The sequence below is a fragment of the Kribbella sp. NPDC056861 genome (genome assembly GCF_040687575.1).
Taxonomy (GTDB): Bacteria; Actinomycetota; Actinomycetes; order Propionibacteriales; family Kribbellaceae; genus Kribbella.
Genome location: NZ_JBFBNQ010000004.1, coordinates 944,120 through 961,756, shown reverse-complemented (window position 1 = coordinate 961,756; position 17,637 = coordinate 944,120). Strand labels below are relative to the sequence as shown.

General features: G+C 68.5%; 19 protein-coding genes. 9 read left to right on the top strand and 10 right to left on the bottom strand.

Features of this window, described 5'->3' with window-relative positions; all coding sequences use genetic code 11:
• A complete protein-coding gene (locus AB0P21_RS24085; RefSeq protein WP_363699391.1) occupies nucleotides 1–1,299 on the top strand; it encodes an extracellular solute-binding protein in 1,299 nt (432 codons plus the stop codon).
• 57 nt (nucleotides 1,300–1,356) lie between these two features.
• On the opposite strand, the gene egtD is transcribed toward AB0P21_RS24085, so the two are convergent.
• Genes egtD through AB0P21_RS24065 form a run of 4 tightly spaced genes read right to left on the bottom strand, consistent with a single transcriptional unit; the run spans nucleotide 1,357 to nucleotide 5,645 of the window.
• On the bottom strand, nucleotides 1,357–2,322 hold the full coding sequence (gene egtD, locus AB0P21_RS24080) for an L-histidine N(alpha)-methyltransferase (RefSeq protein ID WP_363699390.1): 966 nt from the start codon (nucleotides 2,320–2,322) through the stop codon (nucleotides 1,357–1,359).
• Nucleotides 2,319–3,059, bottom strand: a complete 741-nt coding sequence (egtC, locus tag AB0P21_RS24075) for an ergothioneine biosynthesis protein EgtC (protein ID WP_363699389.1) — start codon at nucleotides 3,057–3,059, stop codon at nucleotides 2,319–2,321. The genes egtD and egtC overlap by 4 nt, the downstream gene beginning before the upstream one ends.
• Nucleotides 3,060–3,084: 25 nt before the next feature.
• Nucleotides 3,085–4,422, bottom strand: a complete 1,338-nt coding sequence (egtB, locus tag AB0P21_RS24070; protein WP_363699388.1) for an ergothioneine biosynthesis protein EgtB — start codon at nucleotides 4,420–4,422, stop codon at nucleotides 3,085–3,087.
• Nucleotides 4,419–5,645: a glutamate-cysteine ligase family protein gene (locus AB0P21_RS24065; RefSeq protein ID WP_363699387.1), complete on the bottom strand. Its 1,227-nt coding sequence runs from the start codon at nucleotides 5,643–5,645 to the stop codon at nucleotides 4,419–4,421. The genes egtB and AB0P21_RS24065 overlap by 4 nt, the downstream gene beginning before the upstream one ends.
• A gap of 273 nt (nucleotides 5,646–5,918) precedes the next feature.
• Here AB0P21_RS24065 and AB0P21_RS24060 point away from each other — a divergent pair, with 273 nt between their 5' ends.
• Nucleotides 5,919–6,995 carry an FAD-dependent oxidoreductase gene (locus AB0P21_RS24060; protein ID WP_363699386.1) on the top strand — a complete coding sequence of 359 codons (1,077 nt, stop codon included), beginning with the start codon at nucleotides 5,919–5,921 and terminating at the stop codon, nucleotides 6,993–6,995.
• On the opposite strand, the gene AB0P21_RS24055 is transcribed toward AB0P21_RS24060, so the two are convergent.
• Complete coding sequence (locus AB0P21_RS24055; RefSeq protein WP_363699385.1) at nucleotides 6,985–7,647, bottom strand: (2Fe-2S)-binding protein; 663 nt, start codon at nucleotides 7,645–7,647, stop codon at nucleotides 6,985–6,987. The genes AB0P21_RS24060 and AB0P21_RS24055 overlap by 11 nt on opposite strands.
• Nucleotides 7,648–7,695: 48 nt before the next feature.
• Here AB0P21_RS24055 and AB0P21_RS24050 point away from each other — a divergent pair, with 48 nt between their 5' ends.
• Nucleotides 7,696–8,349 (top strand): hypothetical protein, encoded by a 654-nt coding sequence (locus AB0P21_RS24050; protein ID WP_363699384.1) that lies wholly within the window; start codon nucleotides 7,696–7,698, stop codon nucleotides 8,347–8,349.
• On the opposite strand, the gene AB0P21_RS24045 is transcribed toward AB0P21_RS24050, so the two are convergent.
• The 3 genes from AB0P21_RS24045 to folP are packed head-to-tail and all read right to left on the bottom strand — an operon-like array spanning nucleotide 8,346 to nucleotide 10,641.
• Nucleotides 8,346–9,038, bottom strand: a complete 693-nt coding sequence (locus AB0P21_RS24045) for a class III extradiol dioxygenase subunit B-like domain-containing protein (protein WP_363699383.1) — start codon at nucleotides 9,036–9,038, stop codon at nucleotides 8,346–8,348. The two genes, AB0P21_RS24050 and AB0P21_RS24045, sit on opposite strands and share 4 nt — an antisense overlap.
• Complete coding sequence (locus AB0P21_RS24040) at nucleotides 9,038–9,769, bottom strand: pyrimidine reductase family protein (protein WP_363699382.1); 732 nt, start codon at nucleotides 9,767–9,769, stop codon at nucleotides 9,038–9,040. Before AB0P21_RS24040 ends, AB0P21_RS24045 begins: the two co-directional genes overlap by 1 nt.
• On the bottom strand, nucleotides 9,766–10,641 hold the full coding sequence (gene folP, locus AB0P21_RS24035; protein ID WP_363699381.1) for a dihydropteroate synthase: 876 nt from the start codon (nucleotides 10,639–10,641) through the stop codon (nucleotides 9,766–9,768). The genes AB0P21_RS24040 and folP overlap by 4 nt, the downstream gene beginning before the upstream one ends.
• Before the next feature lie 115 nt (nucleotides 10,642–10,756).
• On the opposite strand from folP, the gene AB0P21_RS24030 reads away from it, so the two are divergent.
• Genes AB0P21_RS24030 through AB0P21_RS24020 form a run of 3 tightly spaced genes read left to right on the top strand, consistent with a single transcriptional unit; the run spans nucleotide 10,757 to nucleotide 13,787 of the window.
• Nucleotides 10,757–12,076: an L-fuconate dehydratase gene (locus AB0P21_RS24030; protein WP_363699380.1), complete on the top strand. Its 1,320-nt coding sequence runs from the start codon at nucleotides 10,757–10,759 to the stop codon at nucleotides 12,074–12,076.
• On the top strand, nucleotides 12,073–12,825 hold the full coding sequence (locus AB0P21_RS24025) for an SDR family oxidoreductase (RefSeq protein WP_363699379.1): 753 nt from the start codon (nucleotides 12,073–12,075) through the stop codon (nucleotides 12,823–12,825). The genes AB0P21_RS24030 and AB0P21_RS24025 overlap by 4 nt, the downstream gene beginning before the upstream one ends.
• Nucleotides 12,822–13,787, top strand: coding sequence for an aldo/keto reductase (locus tag AB0P21_RS24020; protein ID WP_363699378.1), 966 nt, complete (start codon nucleotides 12,822–12,824; stop codon nucleotides 13,785–13,787). Before AB0P21_RS24025 ends, AB0P21_RS24020 begins: the two co-directional genes overlap by 4 nt.
• Here the strand turns inward: AB0P21_RS24020 and AB0P21_RS24015 are convergent.
• Entirely contained in the window at nucleotides 13,784–14,191 is a 408-nt protein-coding gene (locus AB0P21_RS24015; protein WP_363699377.1) for a RidA family protein, read from the bottom strand. The two genes, AB0P21_RS24020 and AB0P21_RS24015, sit on opposite strands and share 4 nt — an antisense overlap.
• 104 nt (nucleotides 14,192–14,295) lie before the next feature.
• On the opposite strand from AB0P21_RS24015, the gene AB0P21_RS24010 reads away from it, so the two are divergent.
• The 3 genes from AB0P21_RS24010 to AB0P21_RS24000 are packed head-to-tail and all read left to right on the top strand — an operon-like array spanning nucleotide 14,296 to nucleotide 15,972.
• Nucleotides 14,296–14,676 (top strand): helix-turn-helix domain-containing protein, encoded by a 381-nt coding sequence (locus AB0P21_RS24010; protein ID WP_363699376.1) that lies wholly within the window; start codon nucleotides 14,296–14,298, stop codon nucleotides 14,674–14,676.
• Between the two features lie 16 nt (nucleotides 14,677–14,692).
• Nucleotides 14,693–15,229 (top strand): GNAT family N-acetyltransferase, encoded by a 537-nt coding sequence (locus tag AB0P21_RS24005; protein ID WP_363699375.1) that lies wholly within the window; start codon nucleotides 14,693–14,695, stop codon nucleotides 15,227–15,229.
• Nucleotides 15,229–15,972, top strand: a complete 744-nt coding sequence (locus tag AB0P21_RS24000; RefSeq protein ID WP_363699374.1) for a hypothetical protein — start codon at nucleotides 15,229–15,231, stop codon at nucleotides 15,970–15,972. Before AB0P21_RS24005 ends, AB0P21_RS24000 begins: the two co-directional genes overlap by 1 nt.
• On the opposite strand, the gene AB0P21_RS23995 is transcribed toward AB0P21_RS24000, so the two are convergent.
• The gene (locus tag AB0P21_RS23995; protein WP_363699373.1) at nucleotides 15,969–17,549 is read right to left on the bottom strand and encodes an ATP-binding cassette domain-containing protein; all 1,581 of its coding nucleotides are present in this window, start codon (nucleotides 17,547–17,549) and stop codon (nucleotides 15,969–15,971) included. The two genes, AB0P21_RS24000 and AB0P21_RS23995, sit on opposite strands and share 4 nt — an antisense overlap.
• Nucleotides 17,550–17,637: the final 88 nt, after the last annotated feature.

The following is a 17,637-nucleotide window of genomic DNA, read 5'->3' as shown; positions in this document are numbered from 1 at the left end:
GTGAACAGGATCATCGCTACCTCCCTCGCCTGTGCGGGGTTGCTGACGGCAACAGCTGCCTGCGGCGGATCGGACTCCGGCGGCAAGGCCGACGGCCCGGTCACCGTGACCGTGATGACGTGGGAGTCGCCCGAGACGAACACCGCCATCAAGAAGGCGCTGGAGGGGTTCAAGGACGACAACATCAAGGTCGAACTGGTCGACACCCCGAGCGGCGGGTACGGCGACAAACTCGCGTCGCTGACCCAGGCGAAGAAGCTGCCGGACCTGTTCTGGTGCGGCAACGACACCGAGCAGCAGTACACCTCCCAGGGCCTGCTGGTCGACTGGTCGAAGAAGCTCGACGGCGGCGACGGCGACTTCAAGGCGGACAAGTTCGTCGGCTCGGCGATGGAGAACTGGAAGACGGGGGACGGCCAGATGGGCGGGCTGCCGTCGCTGATGAACACCTACGGCGTCTGGTACAACGCCGATGCCTTCAAGGCGGCCGGGATCGCGGAGCCGAAAGCCGGCTGGACCTGGGACGAGATGTACTCCGCGGCAAGCAAACTCGCCGGGAAGAACGGCGCGAAGTACGGGCTGGTCGCGGATCAGCTCACCTCGGCGGACGCGCCGTTCACGATGTCGATGTACTCGGTGTCAGCTGGTGGCGCACCGTTCACCGACAACGTGAACCGGCCGACCAAGGCGGAGATCGACGGCAAGTACACCGAGGGCGTGGAGAAGCTGGTGGCGGCGATCAAGTCCGGCGCGGTGGCGCCGCCCGGGTACGACGCGTCGAACGTGCCGGCGCTGTTCTCCGGCGGCAAGGTGCCGATGATGTTCGGCGGGCAGTGGCTGGCGGCCGGGTTCCAGACCGACAAGCCGAAGATCAAGTACGGGTTCGCGCCGTTCCCGCAGGTCACCACGGCGGCGACGCTCTACGACTCGGTCGGGATCTGCACCCCGCAGTACACGGCGAACGAGGACGCGACGTACAAGGTGCTCGAGTTCATCAACACCAAGGTGTGGGACGCCGTGCTGCCGGCCTCGCCGGTCGCTCCCCCGGCGTACACGCCGGCCCAGGAGAGTTACTTCGGTGCTCTGACCAAGGCTGGGCAGAACACGGTGGTCGACACGGTCAAGGCGGATCTGGCCACCGAGAAGACGGTCGGCGTGCGGTTCACGACGCAGTGGGCGTCGCAGGTCGGTGACCTGACGACGGCGATGTACCAGCCGATCCTGAGCGGCAAGAAGCCGGTCTCCGACCTGCAGGCATATGTCGGCAAGATCAACGAACTGATCAAGTCGCAGGGCTAGGCACCGAGCGGAGGCCCGGCGGGAAGGTGCAACTTCTCGCCGGGCCTTCTAGTTTTCTCAGACGGCTTGCCACAGGGACAGGGCGAAGCGGGACTCGGAGTCGGTCCACCAGGCGCCGTTGGTGAAACCGCCCTTGTCGAGCTCGGCCTCGACCCCGTCACGGTGGAACTTGGCCGACACCTCGGTGCTCAGCTCCTCCCCCTCGGCGAAGTCGACCTCGAGGCCGATCTCCGGGATCAGCACCCGCATCGCGCGGTCGGCGCGCAGGTGCATCTCGATCCACTCGTTCTCCGGGTCCCAGACCGCCCGGTGGCTGAACGCCTCCACGTCGAAGTCCGCGCCCAGTTGCCGGTTCAGCACTCGCAGCACGTTGCGGTTGAACTCGGCGGTGACGCCCGCACTGTCGTCGTACGCCGCGACGAGGGTGGCCGGGTCCTTCACCAGATCCGTGCCGAGCAGCAGCCACTCGCCTGGCTCCAGTACGTCGCGGACGGACTGGTAGAAGTCGGCGCGCTCGTCGGGCAGCAGGTTGCCGATCGTGCCGCCGAGGAACGCGACCACGCGGGGTGCCTCGCCGGGAAGCTTGTCGAGGTGCTCGGTGAAGTCGCCGACGACGCCGTGCACGGTGAGGTCCGGGTAGTCGCTGTTGATCGCGGCGGCGGCTTCGCGCAGCGCGGACTCCGACACGTCGAGCGGGACGAAGGTCGTGAGCGTGCCGTGGTCACGCAGGCCGTCGAGCAGCAGCCGGGTCTTCTCCGACGACCCCGAACCGAGCTCGACCAGCGTGTGCGCGCCGGTGAGCTGGGCGATCTCGGCCTTGCGCGCCTCGAGGATCTCGCGTTCGGCGCGGGTCGGGTAGTACTCCGGCAGCCGGGTGATCTGCTCGAACAGGTCGCTGCCGCGGGCGTCATAGAACCATTTCGGCGCGAGCCACTTCGGCTCGGCCGTCAGGCCGGCCCGGGCGTCCTCCCGCAGGGCACGGGAGGCGTAGTCCGGGGTCAGGTGAATGTCGATCGAGGTCACAGTCGTCCTTCCATCAGTGAGGTGACGGCCAGCGTGTCTTTCGTTGCTATGAGCAAGGAATGGTCGGGGACCTGTTCCCAGCCGGTTGTGGTCCACGGCTCTGAGCTGACGGCGATGGCGTCGGTGGTGCGGCGGGTCCAGAGCGAGTGGGTCCAGGTGGTCGCGACGAGTTGCTCGCCGTCGGTGAGGAGGAGGTTGAGTCTGGAGTCGGGGGCGGCTGCTGCGATGTCGCGCACCACGGAGGCGACTGCCTCGGGTGCGCCCAGGTGCAGGCGGTGTTGGACGAGGGCCCAGATGAGTGCGGAGTCCATCGGGGCGTCAAGGGTGAGCAGCTCGGTGGTCGGTAGAGCTTCGGCGAGCTTGGAGACCGAACTGGGCCAGTTGCTGATCAGGCCGTTGTGGCTGAACAACCATTGGTTCTTGGTGAAGGGCGCCACGGCGGTCTCGGTGAGTGGTGCGCCGACAGTTCCGTTCCGTACTGCGGCGAGCACCGCGCCCGAGGTGATGGATGCTGCCAGTTCTGGCAACGACTCATCGGCCCAGATGGGCACGCTCCGCCGATACCTGACCACGGAGTCGTCGGAGTACCAGCCCAGGCCGAAGCCATCGGCGTTGACCGAGCCGCCGCCGCGCATGTCCGCCGGGGCCCAGCTCTGGCGGTACAGCGAGTGCGGCGGATCGAGGACGAGGGACGCGAGGGTGACCGGCGGACCGAGGTACGCCAGGTGTCGGCACATCAGCGGCCTCCTGGCCGGCTCCCCGTCACTGCGCCAGCTCCTCCGGACGGGGGTCTCGGGCACAGCGGAAGCCGGCGAAGATCTGGCGGCGGATCGGGTAGTCCCAGTTGCGGAACGTACTGCGGGCAACCACCTCGTCGGTGCCGAAGGAACCGCCGCGCAGCATCTTGTAGTCGCTGCTGAAGAAGACCAGCGAGTACTCGTCGTACGGGAAGGCGCGGAAGCCCGGGTACGGCGTGAAGTCGCTGCTGGTCCACTCCCAGACGTCGCCGATCAGCTGCTCGACGCCGAGCGGCGACGCACCGGCCGGGTACGCCCCGACGGGTGCCGGCCGTATGTGCCGTTGCCCGAGGTTCGCGTGGTGCGCGGCCGGGCTCTCGTCTCCCCAGGGGAAGCGTCGGGTGCGCCCGGTCGCCGGGTCGAATCGCGCCGCGAACTCCCACTCCTCCTCGGTCGGCAGTCGCTTGCCGGCCCACTTCGCGTACGCCTCGGCCTCGTAGAAGCAGACGTGCATCACCGGCTCGTCCAGCGGCAACAGCTCCCGGTGGCCGAATCTCGTGCGCAGCCAGTTGCCGTCCTCGGTGCCCCAGAAGCGCGGCGCGACCAGCGATGCCTTCTGCACATGTGCCCAACCGGCCTCCGACCACCACTGCGGGTCCTGATAGCCGCCGCCTGTGACGAACTTCAGGTAGTCGCCGTTGGTGACCAGCCCGGTGTCGATCACGTACGGCGCGACGCGCACCGGGTGGGCGGGCCGCTCGTTGTCGAGCGCCCACGGCTCGATCGAGGTGCCCATCTCGAACACGCCGCCCGGCACGAACACCTCAGGCGTCGCCAGCCGGCGGCCGGGCGGCGGGGCAGGCGCGTCGAGCACCGGGGCACCGGTGCGAAGCTGGTGGGTGGCGAGCATCGTCTCGTCGTGCTGTTGCTCGTGCTGCACGATCATGCCGAAGGCGAAGGCGTTCTCGACCAGTTCGCGGTCGCCGCCGAACTTCACGTGATCGAGCACGTCGAGCACCTTGTTCCGGACCTCGACGACGTACTGCTTGGTCTCGGTCGGGCTGAGCAACGGCAACGAAGGACGGTCGGCGCGAGCGTGCATGAAGGCGTCGTACAGCTCGTCGATGTCCTGCCGGACCGGTTCGCGGCCGCCGACGTCACGGACCAGCCAGAGCTCTTCCTGGTTGCCGATGTGGGCGTAGTCCCAGACCAGCGGCGACATCAGCTTGGAGTGCTGCCGGACCAGGTCGTCGGTGTCCACCGCGTCGGTCAGCTGGACGGTCCGGTCGCGGGACCGGGTCAGCTGCTCGGCGACGAACGAGCGCAGCTCCTCGGCGGTCAGGTCGGACAACTGGTGGGTCATGATGCTCGCCTTCTCTGGGTGTCGTCGACGATGCAGTGCAGTCGGTCGCCGACCGTGGAGATCAGGTCCTGATCCACTCCGGTGCGGCTCAAGTGCGTGGTGGCGAGCTCGACCAGCTCGCGCGCGGCCTGCAGGGTGAGCTTGTCGTCCAGCCCGTCCCGCGCGGCCGGGATCCAGCGCCCGGCGGCCGGTGCCGCAGCAGCCAACGCCTGATCGGTGATGGCCGGGTCGGACAGCAAGGTCGCCAGCACCAGGGTTGGCGCGATCCAGCCGTCGCCCTGCTGAGTGTCGAGGTACCGGACCTCCAGATACCCGCGTGGTCGCACTGGTGGGAACAGGGTCGAGAGGTGATACTCCAGATCTCCGTACGTCGGTCTGTCAGCTCCCAATGCGCCGTCGGCCCAGGCCCCGAAGGTGAGCCCGGGAGGCGCGTCCCAGTTGTCGCCTCGACGGAGACAGAGGACGGGCGCCTCCATCGCAGTACGGGCCCAGAGCTCGGCTGGATCACCGTCGAGGGGTGGCGGCTCGGTGAACGGGGCGTAGGTGCCGAAGGTCGCCTCCGTCCGGGCCGAGGCCCAACCGGTGTCGGCGCCTTCGCGGTGGCGCGAGTTGGCGAACAGGGCGATCAGCGCCGGCCCGAGGTCGTGCAGGGCTCGCCAGCGCAGGGCGGTCTGGTCTGCTTCGCCTGCGTCGAGGCAGACCTGCAGGCCGGCCGTGCTGCACATCATCCGCGGGCCGTGTGGGCCGACCTTCGTCAGGGCGCAGTGCATGGTCACGTAGCGCGGGACGGTCAGGATGCGGTGCGGCGGGCGAAAGGCGTCGAGGCCGTGGTCACCCGGCCTGAGGTTTTCGGCGGCCAGCAGAGCGGTCAGCTCCGCGGCATCGGCGGTGGTGTCCTCGATCAGCCTGGGAATCGAGGCGGAGGCGGCGCCGGAGATCTCCACCTGGCCACCGGGCTCCACAGTGACCAGAGAACCCCGGCCGAGAGGCAGCTGTGGGCTGTCCTGGACCAGGGTCGCGGGCGCGTGCGCGCCCAGGGCTTTGCTGAGATGGGAGGCATCGAGCGGGCGGTGCGGGTCATCCGCATGGTGCACCGTCCACTCCAGCTCGACGCCGTGCAGCAGCGGCGGACCGTGCTTGAAACAGACCATCGCGACGTACCCCTCGGCTTCCACGCGGGAGCCGATCGGGGTGGTCGACGGGAACTCGCCGGACGTGGTCACGTCAGCGAACCTAACCGTGGCCCTGGGTGCGGACAACCGATTGTGGGTTACCCCTCGATGACGTGACGGCTGGGGATGGGGCCGTCGAACACTGTGTCGAAGTCATGATCGACACAGTGCCCGAGGCCACCGACAATATTCCGCGCACAACCTCAGATCCCTTTTGTAGCGCTTCAAACGGCCTTTCCGGTACTGCGAACTGCTGACGGTGGTCGTTGCGCTTTGAGCGAACCGATGGCGCCCTGGGCGGAATGCGGACGGTAGGAAGGCTCCATGGAGACCTATGACGTCGTGGTGGTCGGAGCCGGGGCGATGGGCTCGGCCGCTGCCCGTGCGCTGGCGGTCGCCGGCCGTGAGGTGCTGGTGCTGGAGCAGTACGAGCTGGGCCACTCCAAAGGTGGCTCGCACGGAGGTACCAGGCTGTTCCGGTTGTCGATCGACGACGAGGCCGAGCTGCTGCGGGCAGCACGCGCGAAGGTGCTGTGGTCGGAGCTGGAGGACGAGACCGGCGTACAGATGCTGGATGTGGTCGGCGGTGTCGACCACGGGCTGGCTGAGCCGCAGGTAGCCGAGTCTGCGGCGCTACTGGAGCGGCATGGCGTGCAGTACGAGGTACTGGAGCCGGCGGCAGCTATGGAGCGGTGGCCGGGGATGCGGTTCGACTCCCAGGTGCTGTACCAACCGGGGTCGGCGCGGGCGCTGGCTGAGCAGGCGCTGACGGCTATCCGGGCGTCGGCGCGGGGGTTGGGGGTTGAGTTCCGTACAGGGTGTGCGGCGACTGCTGTGCGGGTTGTCGGGGATGGCGTCGAGGTGGAGACGGCAGCGGGCGTAGTACGGGCTGGGCAGGTGGTGGTGACGGCTGGGCCTTGGACTGCTGAGCTGCTGGCGGGTGCGCTGGAGGTGCCGGCGATCTCGGCGTCCCAGGAGCAGCCGCGGTTCTTCGCGCCGGTGGACGAGTCGACGCCGTGGCCGGTGTTCGTGGACCGGCGGGAGGGCACCCCGGCGTACGGGGTGTTCGAGGAGGGGCGCGGGGTCAAGATCGGGCTGCACGCGACCGGGCCGCGGATCTCGCTCGAGGAGCGCGACTTCCTGGTCGAGCCCACCCGTGACGCGGCGCTGATCGCGTACGCCGAGGAGTGGTTCCCGGGGCTGGACGTGACCCGCTCGGAGGCGATCAGCTGCGTCTACGACAACACCGTGCGGGGTGATTTCGTGGTCGACCGGCGCGGGCCGATCAGCGTGGCGACCGGGTTCCACGGGGAGGGCTTCAAGTTCGTGCCGCTGATCGCCCGCTACCTGACGGACCTGGTGACCGGTGCCGGGTCGACGCCTGAGTCCTTCAGGCTTTGATGCGGGGGCAGCCGCCGCAGGGCTTGACGTTGGGCAGCGCGTAGAAGAAGCAACAAGAGGTGCGGACCTGCTGGTCCAGGTCGATCCGGAACGCCTCGGCGGCCTCGGCGGCCTGCAGTGCCTCTTCCGGAAGCCGGAGAGCGCCACGGAGCTCGTCGTCGACGGCACCACGCTTCTGGCGCGAACTGATCTTCACCCCAGGCCGGTAGCTGTCGGTGAACGCCCTGGTGTGCTCGTCGACCTGCTGGGCAGCCGTAGCCATCGGCACCAGGCTGTCGGACAGCAGCGCGACCTCTGTCGGGTAGTGCGCCGTCGGATGCCTGCGGAAGGCCAGCGACTCGGGAGACACATCCGGCGAGACACCTGTAAGCGCAGTGGCGAGCCCGGCGACCATGGCGGGCACCGAGACGTACCACATGAGCACGAACATCGCGGCGACCTGCAACGGCGGATCAATCGCGTACTCCCGGCCGTAGTCGTCCAGCAGTGCCTTGCGCCACCCGTACGTCGGATCACCACCCGCCTGCTGGTCCCCGAGCAACTCGGCACAGGAGATCCAGTCAGGCCCGGGCACCGCGGACGCAGTACGCACGGACAGCCAGGACACCTCACCATCCAGCATGTCCGCGAGCCGTCCCGCGGTGTAGTTCATACCGCCAGCCTACGGTCCGCCACTGCCACGCTCGGTAGGGTCGGGGGTATGGCTGCGTTGGAGCGGTGGCATGTGGGGCCTTGGACGACGCATGGGTCGTTGCCGGGTGAGCCGTTCGAGCCGGGGCGGAAGCGGACGCCGGATGAGCTGAACTTCGATGTGGTCGGGCTGGCGCGGATTCTTGGGCGGCGGTTGTCGGGGCGGGAGGAGTTGCAGGTTCGGCTGTGGCAGAACGAGCTTCGGCCGACGCATACGCGGATGTGTGGGGTGCACACGCTGAAGGACTCCGAGAACTCTGCGTTGCTGGCGGAGACTGCGCGGGAGGCTCTGGGGTGGTTGGAGGAGCGGGCTCCGGAGGGGTATGAGTTCGTGTTCAGTGATGCTGTTTATTTGCGGCCGTTGACTGAGCTGAGCGCGGAGGTGGTGACGGTTGATGCCGTGTTGCAGTTGACGGCGGAGCGCGGTGACGCGTTTCCGGCTGACCGGCTGGCGGCTTCTCACGTGAAGCAGTCGGCTGCAGGTGAGTGGTTTGCCGGGGACGCGGTCTGCAACTGGTCGGGGCCTTATCCGACGGCAGAGGAAGCGGCTGATGCGATCAAGGCTGCTCGGGTCGAGCTGACCAACCAGCTGGCCGAGGCTGGGCACACGGATCTCGCGGCCAGTGCGAGCCGCTGGCCCGAAGTACAGGTTGTTGCGGTTTAGGGCGTCCAGCTGGCGACGAAGTAGCCGACGCCGTACGGCGCAGCGTGGTAGCTGAGGTGGCCGCGGAGGGCTGCTGTTGTGGTTGCGCCGGCCAGTACTTGCCAGGGGGCTCGGCCTGCCGCGTGGAGTTCGGTGGCCAGGTCTGGGTCCAGGGCGGCGAGGGTGGTGTGGTCTGCCAGGTCGAGAGCGGCCGCGACCGTGGTGTCGAAGAGTTCGGCGCGGGGGTGCAGGTGGACCGGTGAGTGCTCGCTGCGGCGCGGGGAGCCGTCGCCCATCACCAGTAGGGCGATGCGGTCGGGGCCGTGGGCCAGGTCGCGGCCTAGGTCCAGGCAGGCTGCGGGGAGCTCGTCGACGGCGACAGTGATCGACGTACGGGGTAGGTCGGCGGCTTTGCTCTGGTTGACGAGCCAGGCGCCTACTGCGAGAGACAGGGGCAGTACTGCGTCCCCGGAGCCGACGTGGACCGAGTGGGCGCCGTACGGGCCGAAGCTGCCGGCTGCGGAGGCGTCGTACCGGGTGCCGGTGGCTGGTCCCGTTCCGACGATCACCAGGGAGTCGGCGGCAGCCAGTGGGTCGATGGCGGCCAGGCAAGCTGCTCGGAGGTCGTCCAGCTCGGCAGCGGCGCCACCGGCCACCTCGGGGACCAGCAGCGGCGGGTGGGGGCAGACGGCTGCGCTGACGACTGGCATCAGGCGGCCCGGAGGTAGCGCATGAGGAGGGTGCCGTCGTCGGCGAGCAGAGCGGATCGCAGTACGAGCTTGCGGGCGGCTGTCGAGTCCGGACCGGCAGTGATGCGCCCGGAGCCGGGACCGGCCAGCAACGGGACCAGCGAGAAGCACATCTCGTCCACCAAGTCGGCCGCGGTCAGCGCGCCGAGCAGATGCGGCCCGCCCTCGCACAGGATCTGCGGCAACCCGCGCTCCGCCAGCGTCGCGATCACCGCAGCGAGGTCGACCTCCGACTCACCGCAGTCCAGTACGTCGGCAACCTCGCTCAGCGCCTCCCGGCGGTCAGGCGCGGCGGCGGCATGAGTGAGCACGATCGGCCGGATCGGCGCCTCCGCGAGGACCGGGTCGACCGGGTCGAGATCCAGCCGCGCCGAGACGACTGCGAGGGTCGGGTTCTCCGGGAGCCCGTGCGCCTGTCGCCACTTCCTGCGCTCGGCCCCCAGCCTCAGCGGCTTGTAGCCCTCGGCACGCACCGTGCCCGCGCCGACCAGTACGACGTCGGACAGCATCCGCAGCTTGCCGAACACTTCCTGGTCCGCCTTGGTCGACAGCGATTTCGACTGGCCGTCGATCTCGACCGCCCCGTCGACCGTGGAGACGAAGTTGCTGCGCAGGTGCGGCTTCGAGCGATCGTCGACCTGGTACGTCGCGATCACCTCGTCGTCGGTGAGGTCGGACAGTTGTCGGATCACGCCAGGCTCCTCCGGGTTCCAGCGGGCAGGGCTGCGCCGCGTAGTACGGCGATCAGGTCGAGCGCCTGCCGGGCGGCGGGCACGTCGTGCACCCGGAAGACGCGGGCGCCCAGCCAGGCCGAGACGCTCAGTGCGGCGATCGTCCCGTTGCCGCGCTGGCCGGGTGGCAGGTCGAGGGTCTCGCCGATGAAGTCTTTGTTGGAGACGGCAACGAGTACGGGCCAGCCGGTGGCGACCAGTTCGTCCAGCCGGCGGGTGAGCTCGAGGGACTGCAGGGTGTTCTTGCCGAAGTCGTGGGTCGGGTCGATGACGAGCGCGTCGCGGCTGACGCCTTCGGCCACCGCGCGCTCGGCGAGGCGGGTGGTCGTCGCGATCACGTCGGCCACGACGTCGGCGTACGCCATCCGGTGCGGGTCGGTGCGTGGAGTGAGACCGCCGACGTGGCTGCAGACCAGTCCGGCACCGACCTCGGCTGCCGCGGCGGGCATGTCAGGGTCCGAGCCGGCCCAGGTGTCGTTGATCAGGTTCGCCCCGGCGGCGCCGACCCTTCGGGCCACCGCGCTGCGGTAGGTGTCGACGCTGATCACGAGCTCGGGGTGCCGCTCGCGGATACCGGCCACGAAGTCGACCGTACGGCGGAGCTCCTCCTCCTCGCTGACGGGCTCGCCGTACCCCGCTTTGACGCCACCGATGTCGACCAGATCCGCGCCGTCGGCCACCGCCCGGTCGATCGCCTCGTACGCCGCTTCGGTGGCGAAGGTGGCGCCGCGGTCGAAGAACGAGTCAGGCGTCCGGTTCACGATCGCCATCAGCGCGAACTCCCCGGGCGCGAAGCTGCGCCCACCCAACCGCAGAACCCCGTCGTCAGCCACGTCCCGACTCTATCCACCGGGTCTCCGGGCAAATCGGAAAGCCCGTACCCAGCGACTCACATATCCTATAGGATCTACGAGACAGATCGGATCACTGCCCAGAACGGATCCCCGCATGCCGCGTTTCACCGAGGTCGAGACGTACGACGTCCGCTTCCCCACATCGCTGGACCTGGACGGCTCGGACGCGATGAACGCCGACCCGGACTACTCCGCGGCGTACCTGATCCTGCGGACCGACGCCGGCGACGAACTGGAGGGGCACGGGTTCGCCTTCACCATCGGTCGCGGCAACGACGTCCAGACGGCGGCGATCGAGGCGCTGCGCGATCACGTGGTCGGGCTGGACGTCGAGGCGACACTGAACGACCTCGGGGCTTTCTGGAAGTCCTTGGTTCACGACTCGCAGTTACGGTGGCTGGGGCCGGAGAAGGGCGTCATGCACATGGCGATCGGCGCGGTCGTCAACGCCGTCTGGGACCTGGCCGCCAAGCGCGCCGGCGTACCGCTGTGGAAGCTGCTGTCGGACCTCTCCCCCGAGCAGATCGTCGACCTGGTCGACTTCCGCTACCTCACCGACGCGCTCACCCGCGACGAGGCCATGGAGATCCTGTACGCCGCCCAGCCCGGCCGCGCCGAGCGCGAGAAGCTGCTCCGCGAGCGCGGCTACCCGGCGTACACGACCACTCCCGGCTGGCTCGGGTACGACGACGCGAAGCTGGTCCGGCTCTGCCACGAGGCGGTCGCCGAGGGTTTCACCCAGATCAAGCTCAAGGTCGGTGCGAACCTCGACGACGACGTCCGCCGGATGCGGCTGGCCCGCGAGGCGGTCGGCCCGGGGATCCGGATCGCGATCGACGCCAACCAGCGCTGGGACGTCGCCGAGGCGATCAGCTGGATCGAGGCGCTGGCGCCGTACGACGTGTGGTGGGTCGAGGAGCCGACCAGCCCGGACGACATCCTCGGGCACGCGGCGATCGCGCGGGCGGTCGCGCCGGTGCGGCTGGCGACCGGTGAGCACGTGCAGAATCGGGTGGTCTTCAAGCAGTTGCTGCAGGCCGGGTCGCTGTCGTTCCTGCAGATCGACTCGGCCCGGGTGGCCGGGGTGAACGAGAACATCGCGATCCTGCTGCTGGCGGCGAAGTTCGGCGTACCGGTGTGCCCTCATGCTGGTGGGGTAGGGCTGTGTGAGCTGGTGCAGCACCTGTCGATGTTCGACCTGATCGCGGTCAGTGGCAGCACCGAAGACCGGGTGATCGAGTTCGTCGACCACCTGCACGAGCACTTCCTGGAACCGGTCGTGATCAAGGACGGAAACTATGTCGTACCGCTGAGGCCCGGCTTCAGCGCGGAGATGGACGCGAAGACGCTGGCCGACTACCGGTACCCGGCCGGCCGGATCTGGACCGAGCTGACTAAGGAGAGCGATCAGTGACGGATTTCGCCGGCCTCAAGGCCGTGGTGACCGGAGGAGCGCAGGGAATCGGCCTGGCGACGGCTTCCCTGCTCGCGGCGCGCGGCGCCCAGGTGGTGGTCTTCGACCTGAAGCCGGACGTCCCCGCTCCGCTGATCGGGATCGCCGCTGACGTCAGCGACGACAGCTCGGTGCGGGACGCGGTGTCGGCGGCGGCGCTGCAGCTCGGCGGCATCGACATCCTGGTGAACAACGCGGGCATCGGCGCCCAGGGCACGGTCGCGGGCAACGACGACGAGGAATGGCATCGCGTACTCGATGTCAACGTCGTCGGCGTCGCCCGGGTCACCCGCGCCACGCTGCCGTACCTGCGTCGGTCCGCGGCGGCCGCGATCGTCAACACCTGCTCGATCGCCGCGACGGCCGGGCTGCCGAATCGCGCGTTGTACAGCGCGAGCAAGGGCGCGGTACTGGCGTTGACGATGGCGATGGCGGCCGATCACGTGCGCGAAGGCATCCGGGTCAACTGCGTCAACCCCGGTACTGCGGACACGCCGTGGGTCGGACGACTCCTCGATGTCGCGACCGATCCGGCCGCCGAGCGCGCCGCGTTGGAAGCCCGGCAGCCGATGGGCCGACTGGTCTCGGCCGACGAGGTCGCCGCGGCAATCGCCTATCTGGCGAGCCCACTGGCCGGCTCGACAACCGGTACTGCGCTGGCCGTCGACGGCGGCATGCAGAACCTGCGACTCCCGGCGGCCCGCTCATGAAACTCTTTGCCGACGACAACCGCATCGGCCTCGGCGGCGCTCCTCTGGCCGGGCTCTTCTCCCCCGTCCCGGACGCCGAGGCGGTCGCCACCGTCCAGGCTGCCTGGGACGAGGGCTGGCGGTACTTCGACACTGCGCCGCATTACGGTCTCGGTCTTGCCGAGGAGCGGCTCGGGGCGGGGCTGGCCGGGAAGCCGCGGTCGTCTTATGTGCTGTCGTCGAAGGTCGGGCGGATCATCTACGAGGCCGACACCGCTGTGGCTGATGACCAAGGCTTCGCGGTCGTGTCGAAACGGCGCCGACGCTGGGACTTCAGCCGGGACGGGGTTCTGCAGAGCATCGAGGACTCGCTGCGACGACTCGACACGGATCGGCTCGACGTGGTGTTCGTCCACGACCCGGACGACCACTACGACGAGGCGGTGGCGACGGCGTTTCCTGCCTTGATCGAACTCAGGGATCAAGGTGTGATTCAAGCGATCGGCTCAGGCATGAACCAAGCCGCGATGCTGACCCGCTTCGTCCGCGAGGTCGACCTCGACGTGATCATGCTGGCCGGCCGCTACACCGTCCTGGACCCCGACGGTCTCGACGACGTGCTGCCGGCCTGCACGGAGAACGACGTCCAGGTGGTTGCCGTCGGCGTCTTCAACTCCGGTCTGCTGTCCCAGGCACGACCGCCGGCCGACGCGACCTTCAACTATGCGCCGGCGCCGGCCGCCCTGATCGAGAAGGCGAACAAACTGGCCGATGTCTGCGACGCCCATGGCGTGACGCTGCCTGCGGTCGCGCTGAAGTTTCCACTGTTCCACCCTGCTGTGGCGGGGATCGCGGTCGGGTGCCGCACCGCGGCCGAGGTTCACGCCAACGCTGAGCTGGCGCGTACCGCAGTACCGGACGGGGTTTGGTCAGACCTCAAATCAGCCGGACTGCTGCGCGAAGACGCGCCGACCCCGGGTTAGTCGAGGGCGGCGGTGGCTTCGATTTCGACCAGGTGATCGGGGATGTCCAGGGCCGCGACGCCGATCAGGCTGGCGGGCGGGGCAGGGGTGATGCCCAGCTTCTTGGCGGCTGCCGCTGCGCCTTCGAGGAAGACGGCGAGCTTGTCAGGGGTGTAGTCGACGACGTACACGGTGAGTTTGGCGACGTTGTCGAAGGTCGCGCCGATGCCGTCCAGGGCCTTGGCGATGTTGAGGTAGCACTGCTCGACCTGGGCGGCGAGGTCGCCGGCGCCGACGGTCTTCTGGTCTGCGTCCCAGGAGACCTGGCCGGCGATGAAGGCCAGCCGGGAGCCGCTCGCGACGGCCACCTGGTGATAGATGTCGAACTGCGGCAGGCCGGGCGGGTTGACGAAGGTGATCGGCATGGCTGGTCTGGCTCCTCTGTCGTGGTCACTTGCGGTTACTCAGAAACCATAGGAGAGTGTGAGGCAGACCGGAAGAACGCACTTTTTCGTGACTGGGGCACCAAATGGGAACCAAGCAGGTCGGCGACGAGCTCGACCAGGCCGATTTCACCCGCGCGGACACGCTGGCGCGGGAGATCTTCTCCGACATCGCCAACAAGTGGGCGTTCCTGATCATCGACATCCTCGGTGAGGGCACCCAGCGGTTCAGCGAACTCCGCGACCGGGTCGACGGCATCAGCCACAAGATGCTCACCCAGAACCTCCGGATGCTCGAACGCAACGGCCTGGCCGTGCGCACCGTCTACCCGACCGTGCCGCCGCGGGTCGAGTACACCCTGACCGAGCCCGGCCACGCGCTCCGCGCCACGGTCCACCAGATGTGCGACTGGACCCACCAGTACTTCACCCAGATCGAAACCTCCCGCCAGGCCTTCGACGCCTGACTGGTTGGATGGCCCGATGGCGGACCTCGAACTCGACACCTGGCCGATCGGCGAGCTGACGACCGAGCGGCTCGTACTGCGGGAGTCGCGCCCAGAGGATCGTGACGGGCTGATCGCGATGCTCACCTCGCCGGACGTCTACCGGTATCTGGGCGGCGCGATGTCCCGCGGCGAGGCGGAGATCGCCGTGCAACCGCCGTACGGGACCCGGCCGGCGTCGTTCGTGATCCGCGAGCGGGCGACCGGCGAGTTCGTCGGCGGCGTGAGTGTGAAGCGGAACGACCGGACGGAACCCTTGGTCAGGCCGGTCGACCTGGGCTATCTGCTGCTGCCGGAGTATTGGGGCAGGGGGTATGCGCAGGAGGCGATCACCGCAGTACTGCGCTGGCTCGCGAGCGTCGTACCGGATGAGCAGGTGGTCGCCGTGACGCAGACAACCAACGAGTCCTCCCTGCGCCTGTTGAAGAAACTCGGCTTCGTGGAGATCGACCGCTTCGAGGAGTACGGCGCCGACCAGTCGATGCTCGCCGCCGCCCTCCCCCGCGACAACTGATGACCACCCGACTCCGCTCCTGCATCGCAGCCGCCCTGGCCCTGCTGCTCCTGACCGGCTGCTGCACGGACCTGGTCTCGACACCGGCGCCTTCCCCCTCGGCGTCGACTCCCGCCGCTGCGACCTCACCCTCGGCGACTCCGCCGACGCTGTACGACATCAAGTTCCCGAACACTCACCGGCAACTGCTGGCCGCGCTACCGACGAAGTACGGGAAACACCAGCTGAACCTGTACTCCGAACTCGCCGGCGGGGACGGCTCCCCGCGCGAGGACCCGCTCGCGGGGCACCAGGTCGAGCCTGAAGCGTGCCGGCTGGCGGTGTGGGCGGGCGGCCAACTGGGGAACACCTACGCCAAGTGGCCGTATCTGCCGACCGCCCTTGCTCACCCGGCCGACACCGATGTCTCCTTGTCCGTCAACCTGGTTTCACTGCCGCTTGCCTGGGGTGAGAAGTACATAGCTCTGCATCCGCTGGCCGCACCCCAGTGCACCAGGATTCGGATCGACGGCACCGAATCTGCTTTCATCGTCGAGCGTCCGATCCCCGGCCTCGGCGTGCGCTCGCGGTACGTCCTGCGGACCTACTCCCTCCGGGGCGTGGTGCATCGCGAGGCCTATGTCTCCTTCGCGACCGCGACGTACGCCGTGAAGATCGGCAGCAGCTCCCCCACTTTCAACGAGCCGGACCTGATCGCGTTCGCGCGGCAGGTCCAAGTGCTTGCCGATAGCAAGCTTCGTTAGAGCGGGTCGATCTCGGTCAATTGGTTGTGGTCGAGGTGGAGCCAGCGGGTGATGCCGATCTCGCGGAGGAAAGGGAGGTCGTGGCTGGCGATCACCAGGGCTCCGTTGTACGACGCGAGGGCGTCCTGGAGTTGGGCGACGCTGGCCAGGTCGAGGTTGTTGGTGGGTTCGTCGAGCATCAGGAGTTGGGGTGGGGGCTCGGCGAGGAGGAGGGCGGCGAGGGTGGCGCGGAAGCGTTCGCCGCCGGACAGGGTGCTGACCGGCTGGTCCGCCGCGCGGCCGCGGAAGAGGAAGCGGGCCAGGCGGGCTCGGCGGTCCTGGTTCTCGACGCTGGGGGCGAGGAGGGCCAGGTTTTCCACTACGGACAAGGAATCCTGGAGTAGGTCGAGGCGCTGGGGTAGCAGGCGCCATGGGACCAGGGGTAGTTCGTCGGCGGTGAGGGCGTGGAGGAGAGTGCTCTTGCCAGCACCATTGGGGCCGGTCAGGGCGATGCGCTCGGGGCCTCTGATTTCGAGGTCGGCGTGCAGGCCGGTACGTAGTACGTAGTCCTCTAGGCGCAGGACGATCCGGCCTGCTGGGACCGTGGTCTTCGGCAGGTCCACGCGGATCTTGTCGTCGTCGTGGACCTTCTCCTCCGCGTCGGCGAGCGCGTCCTGGGCGGCATCGAGGCGATCGCTGTGCATGCCGAGGTGTTTGCCGGCCGACACCTGCGCCGAACGCTTCAGCCCACCGGCGATGATCTTCGGGATACCGCCTTGCTCGAAGGCACGCTGGCCCGCCGCTCGGCGGCGATCCATCTTCATGCGCGCCTCGACCAGTTCGCGTTTCTGCTTCTTGAGGTCGGACTCGGCCGATCGGACCATCCGCTCGGCCGCCTCCTGCTCCAGCGCGACCGCTTCCTCGTACGCCGTGAGGTTGCCGCCGTACCAGGTCACCTCGCCCTTGCGCAGGTCACCGATCTGGTCGACCCGGTCGAGCAACTCGCGATCGTGGCTGACGATCACCAGCGCGCCGCGGAACGCGTCGACCGCGTCGTACAGGTGTTTGCGGGCGCGCAGGTCGAGGTTGTTGGTGGGTTCGTCGAGCAGCAGCACGTCGGGGCGCTTGAGGAGTTCGGCGGCCAGGCCGAGCAGGATCGTCTCGCCACCGGACAGTTCGCCGACGCTGCGGTCGAGAGTGATCGCGCCGAGCCCGAGCTTGCCGAGCGTCGCCTCGGCCCGCTCCTCCACGTCCCAGCCGTCGCCGACGACCGCGAAGTTCGCCTCGGAGGCGTCGCCCTGCTCGATCGCGGTGATCGCGGCGCGGATCTCCGCGATGCCGAGCGCCTGGTCGACGCGCAACGCGGTGTCGAGCGTGAGGTCCTGCGGCAGGTAGCCGAGCTCACCACTGACCCGAATCGCCCCGCGTTGCGGCGTGAGGCGCCCGGCGATCAGCCGCAGCAGCGTGGACTTGCCGGCGCCGTTGCGCCCGACCAGCCCGGACCGCACCGGCCCCGCGACGAAGGTCAGCCCGTCGAACAGCACGTCGCCGTCCGGCCAGGCGAAAAAGAGGTCAGTACACGTCAGGGAATAAGACATCAGGTTGTACTCCGAGATCTCGAACGAGACCACACACCGACCGGTGGCGATCAACCGCTACTGAAGAGAGATCTCAGTTCGACAACCC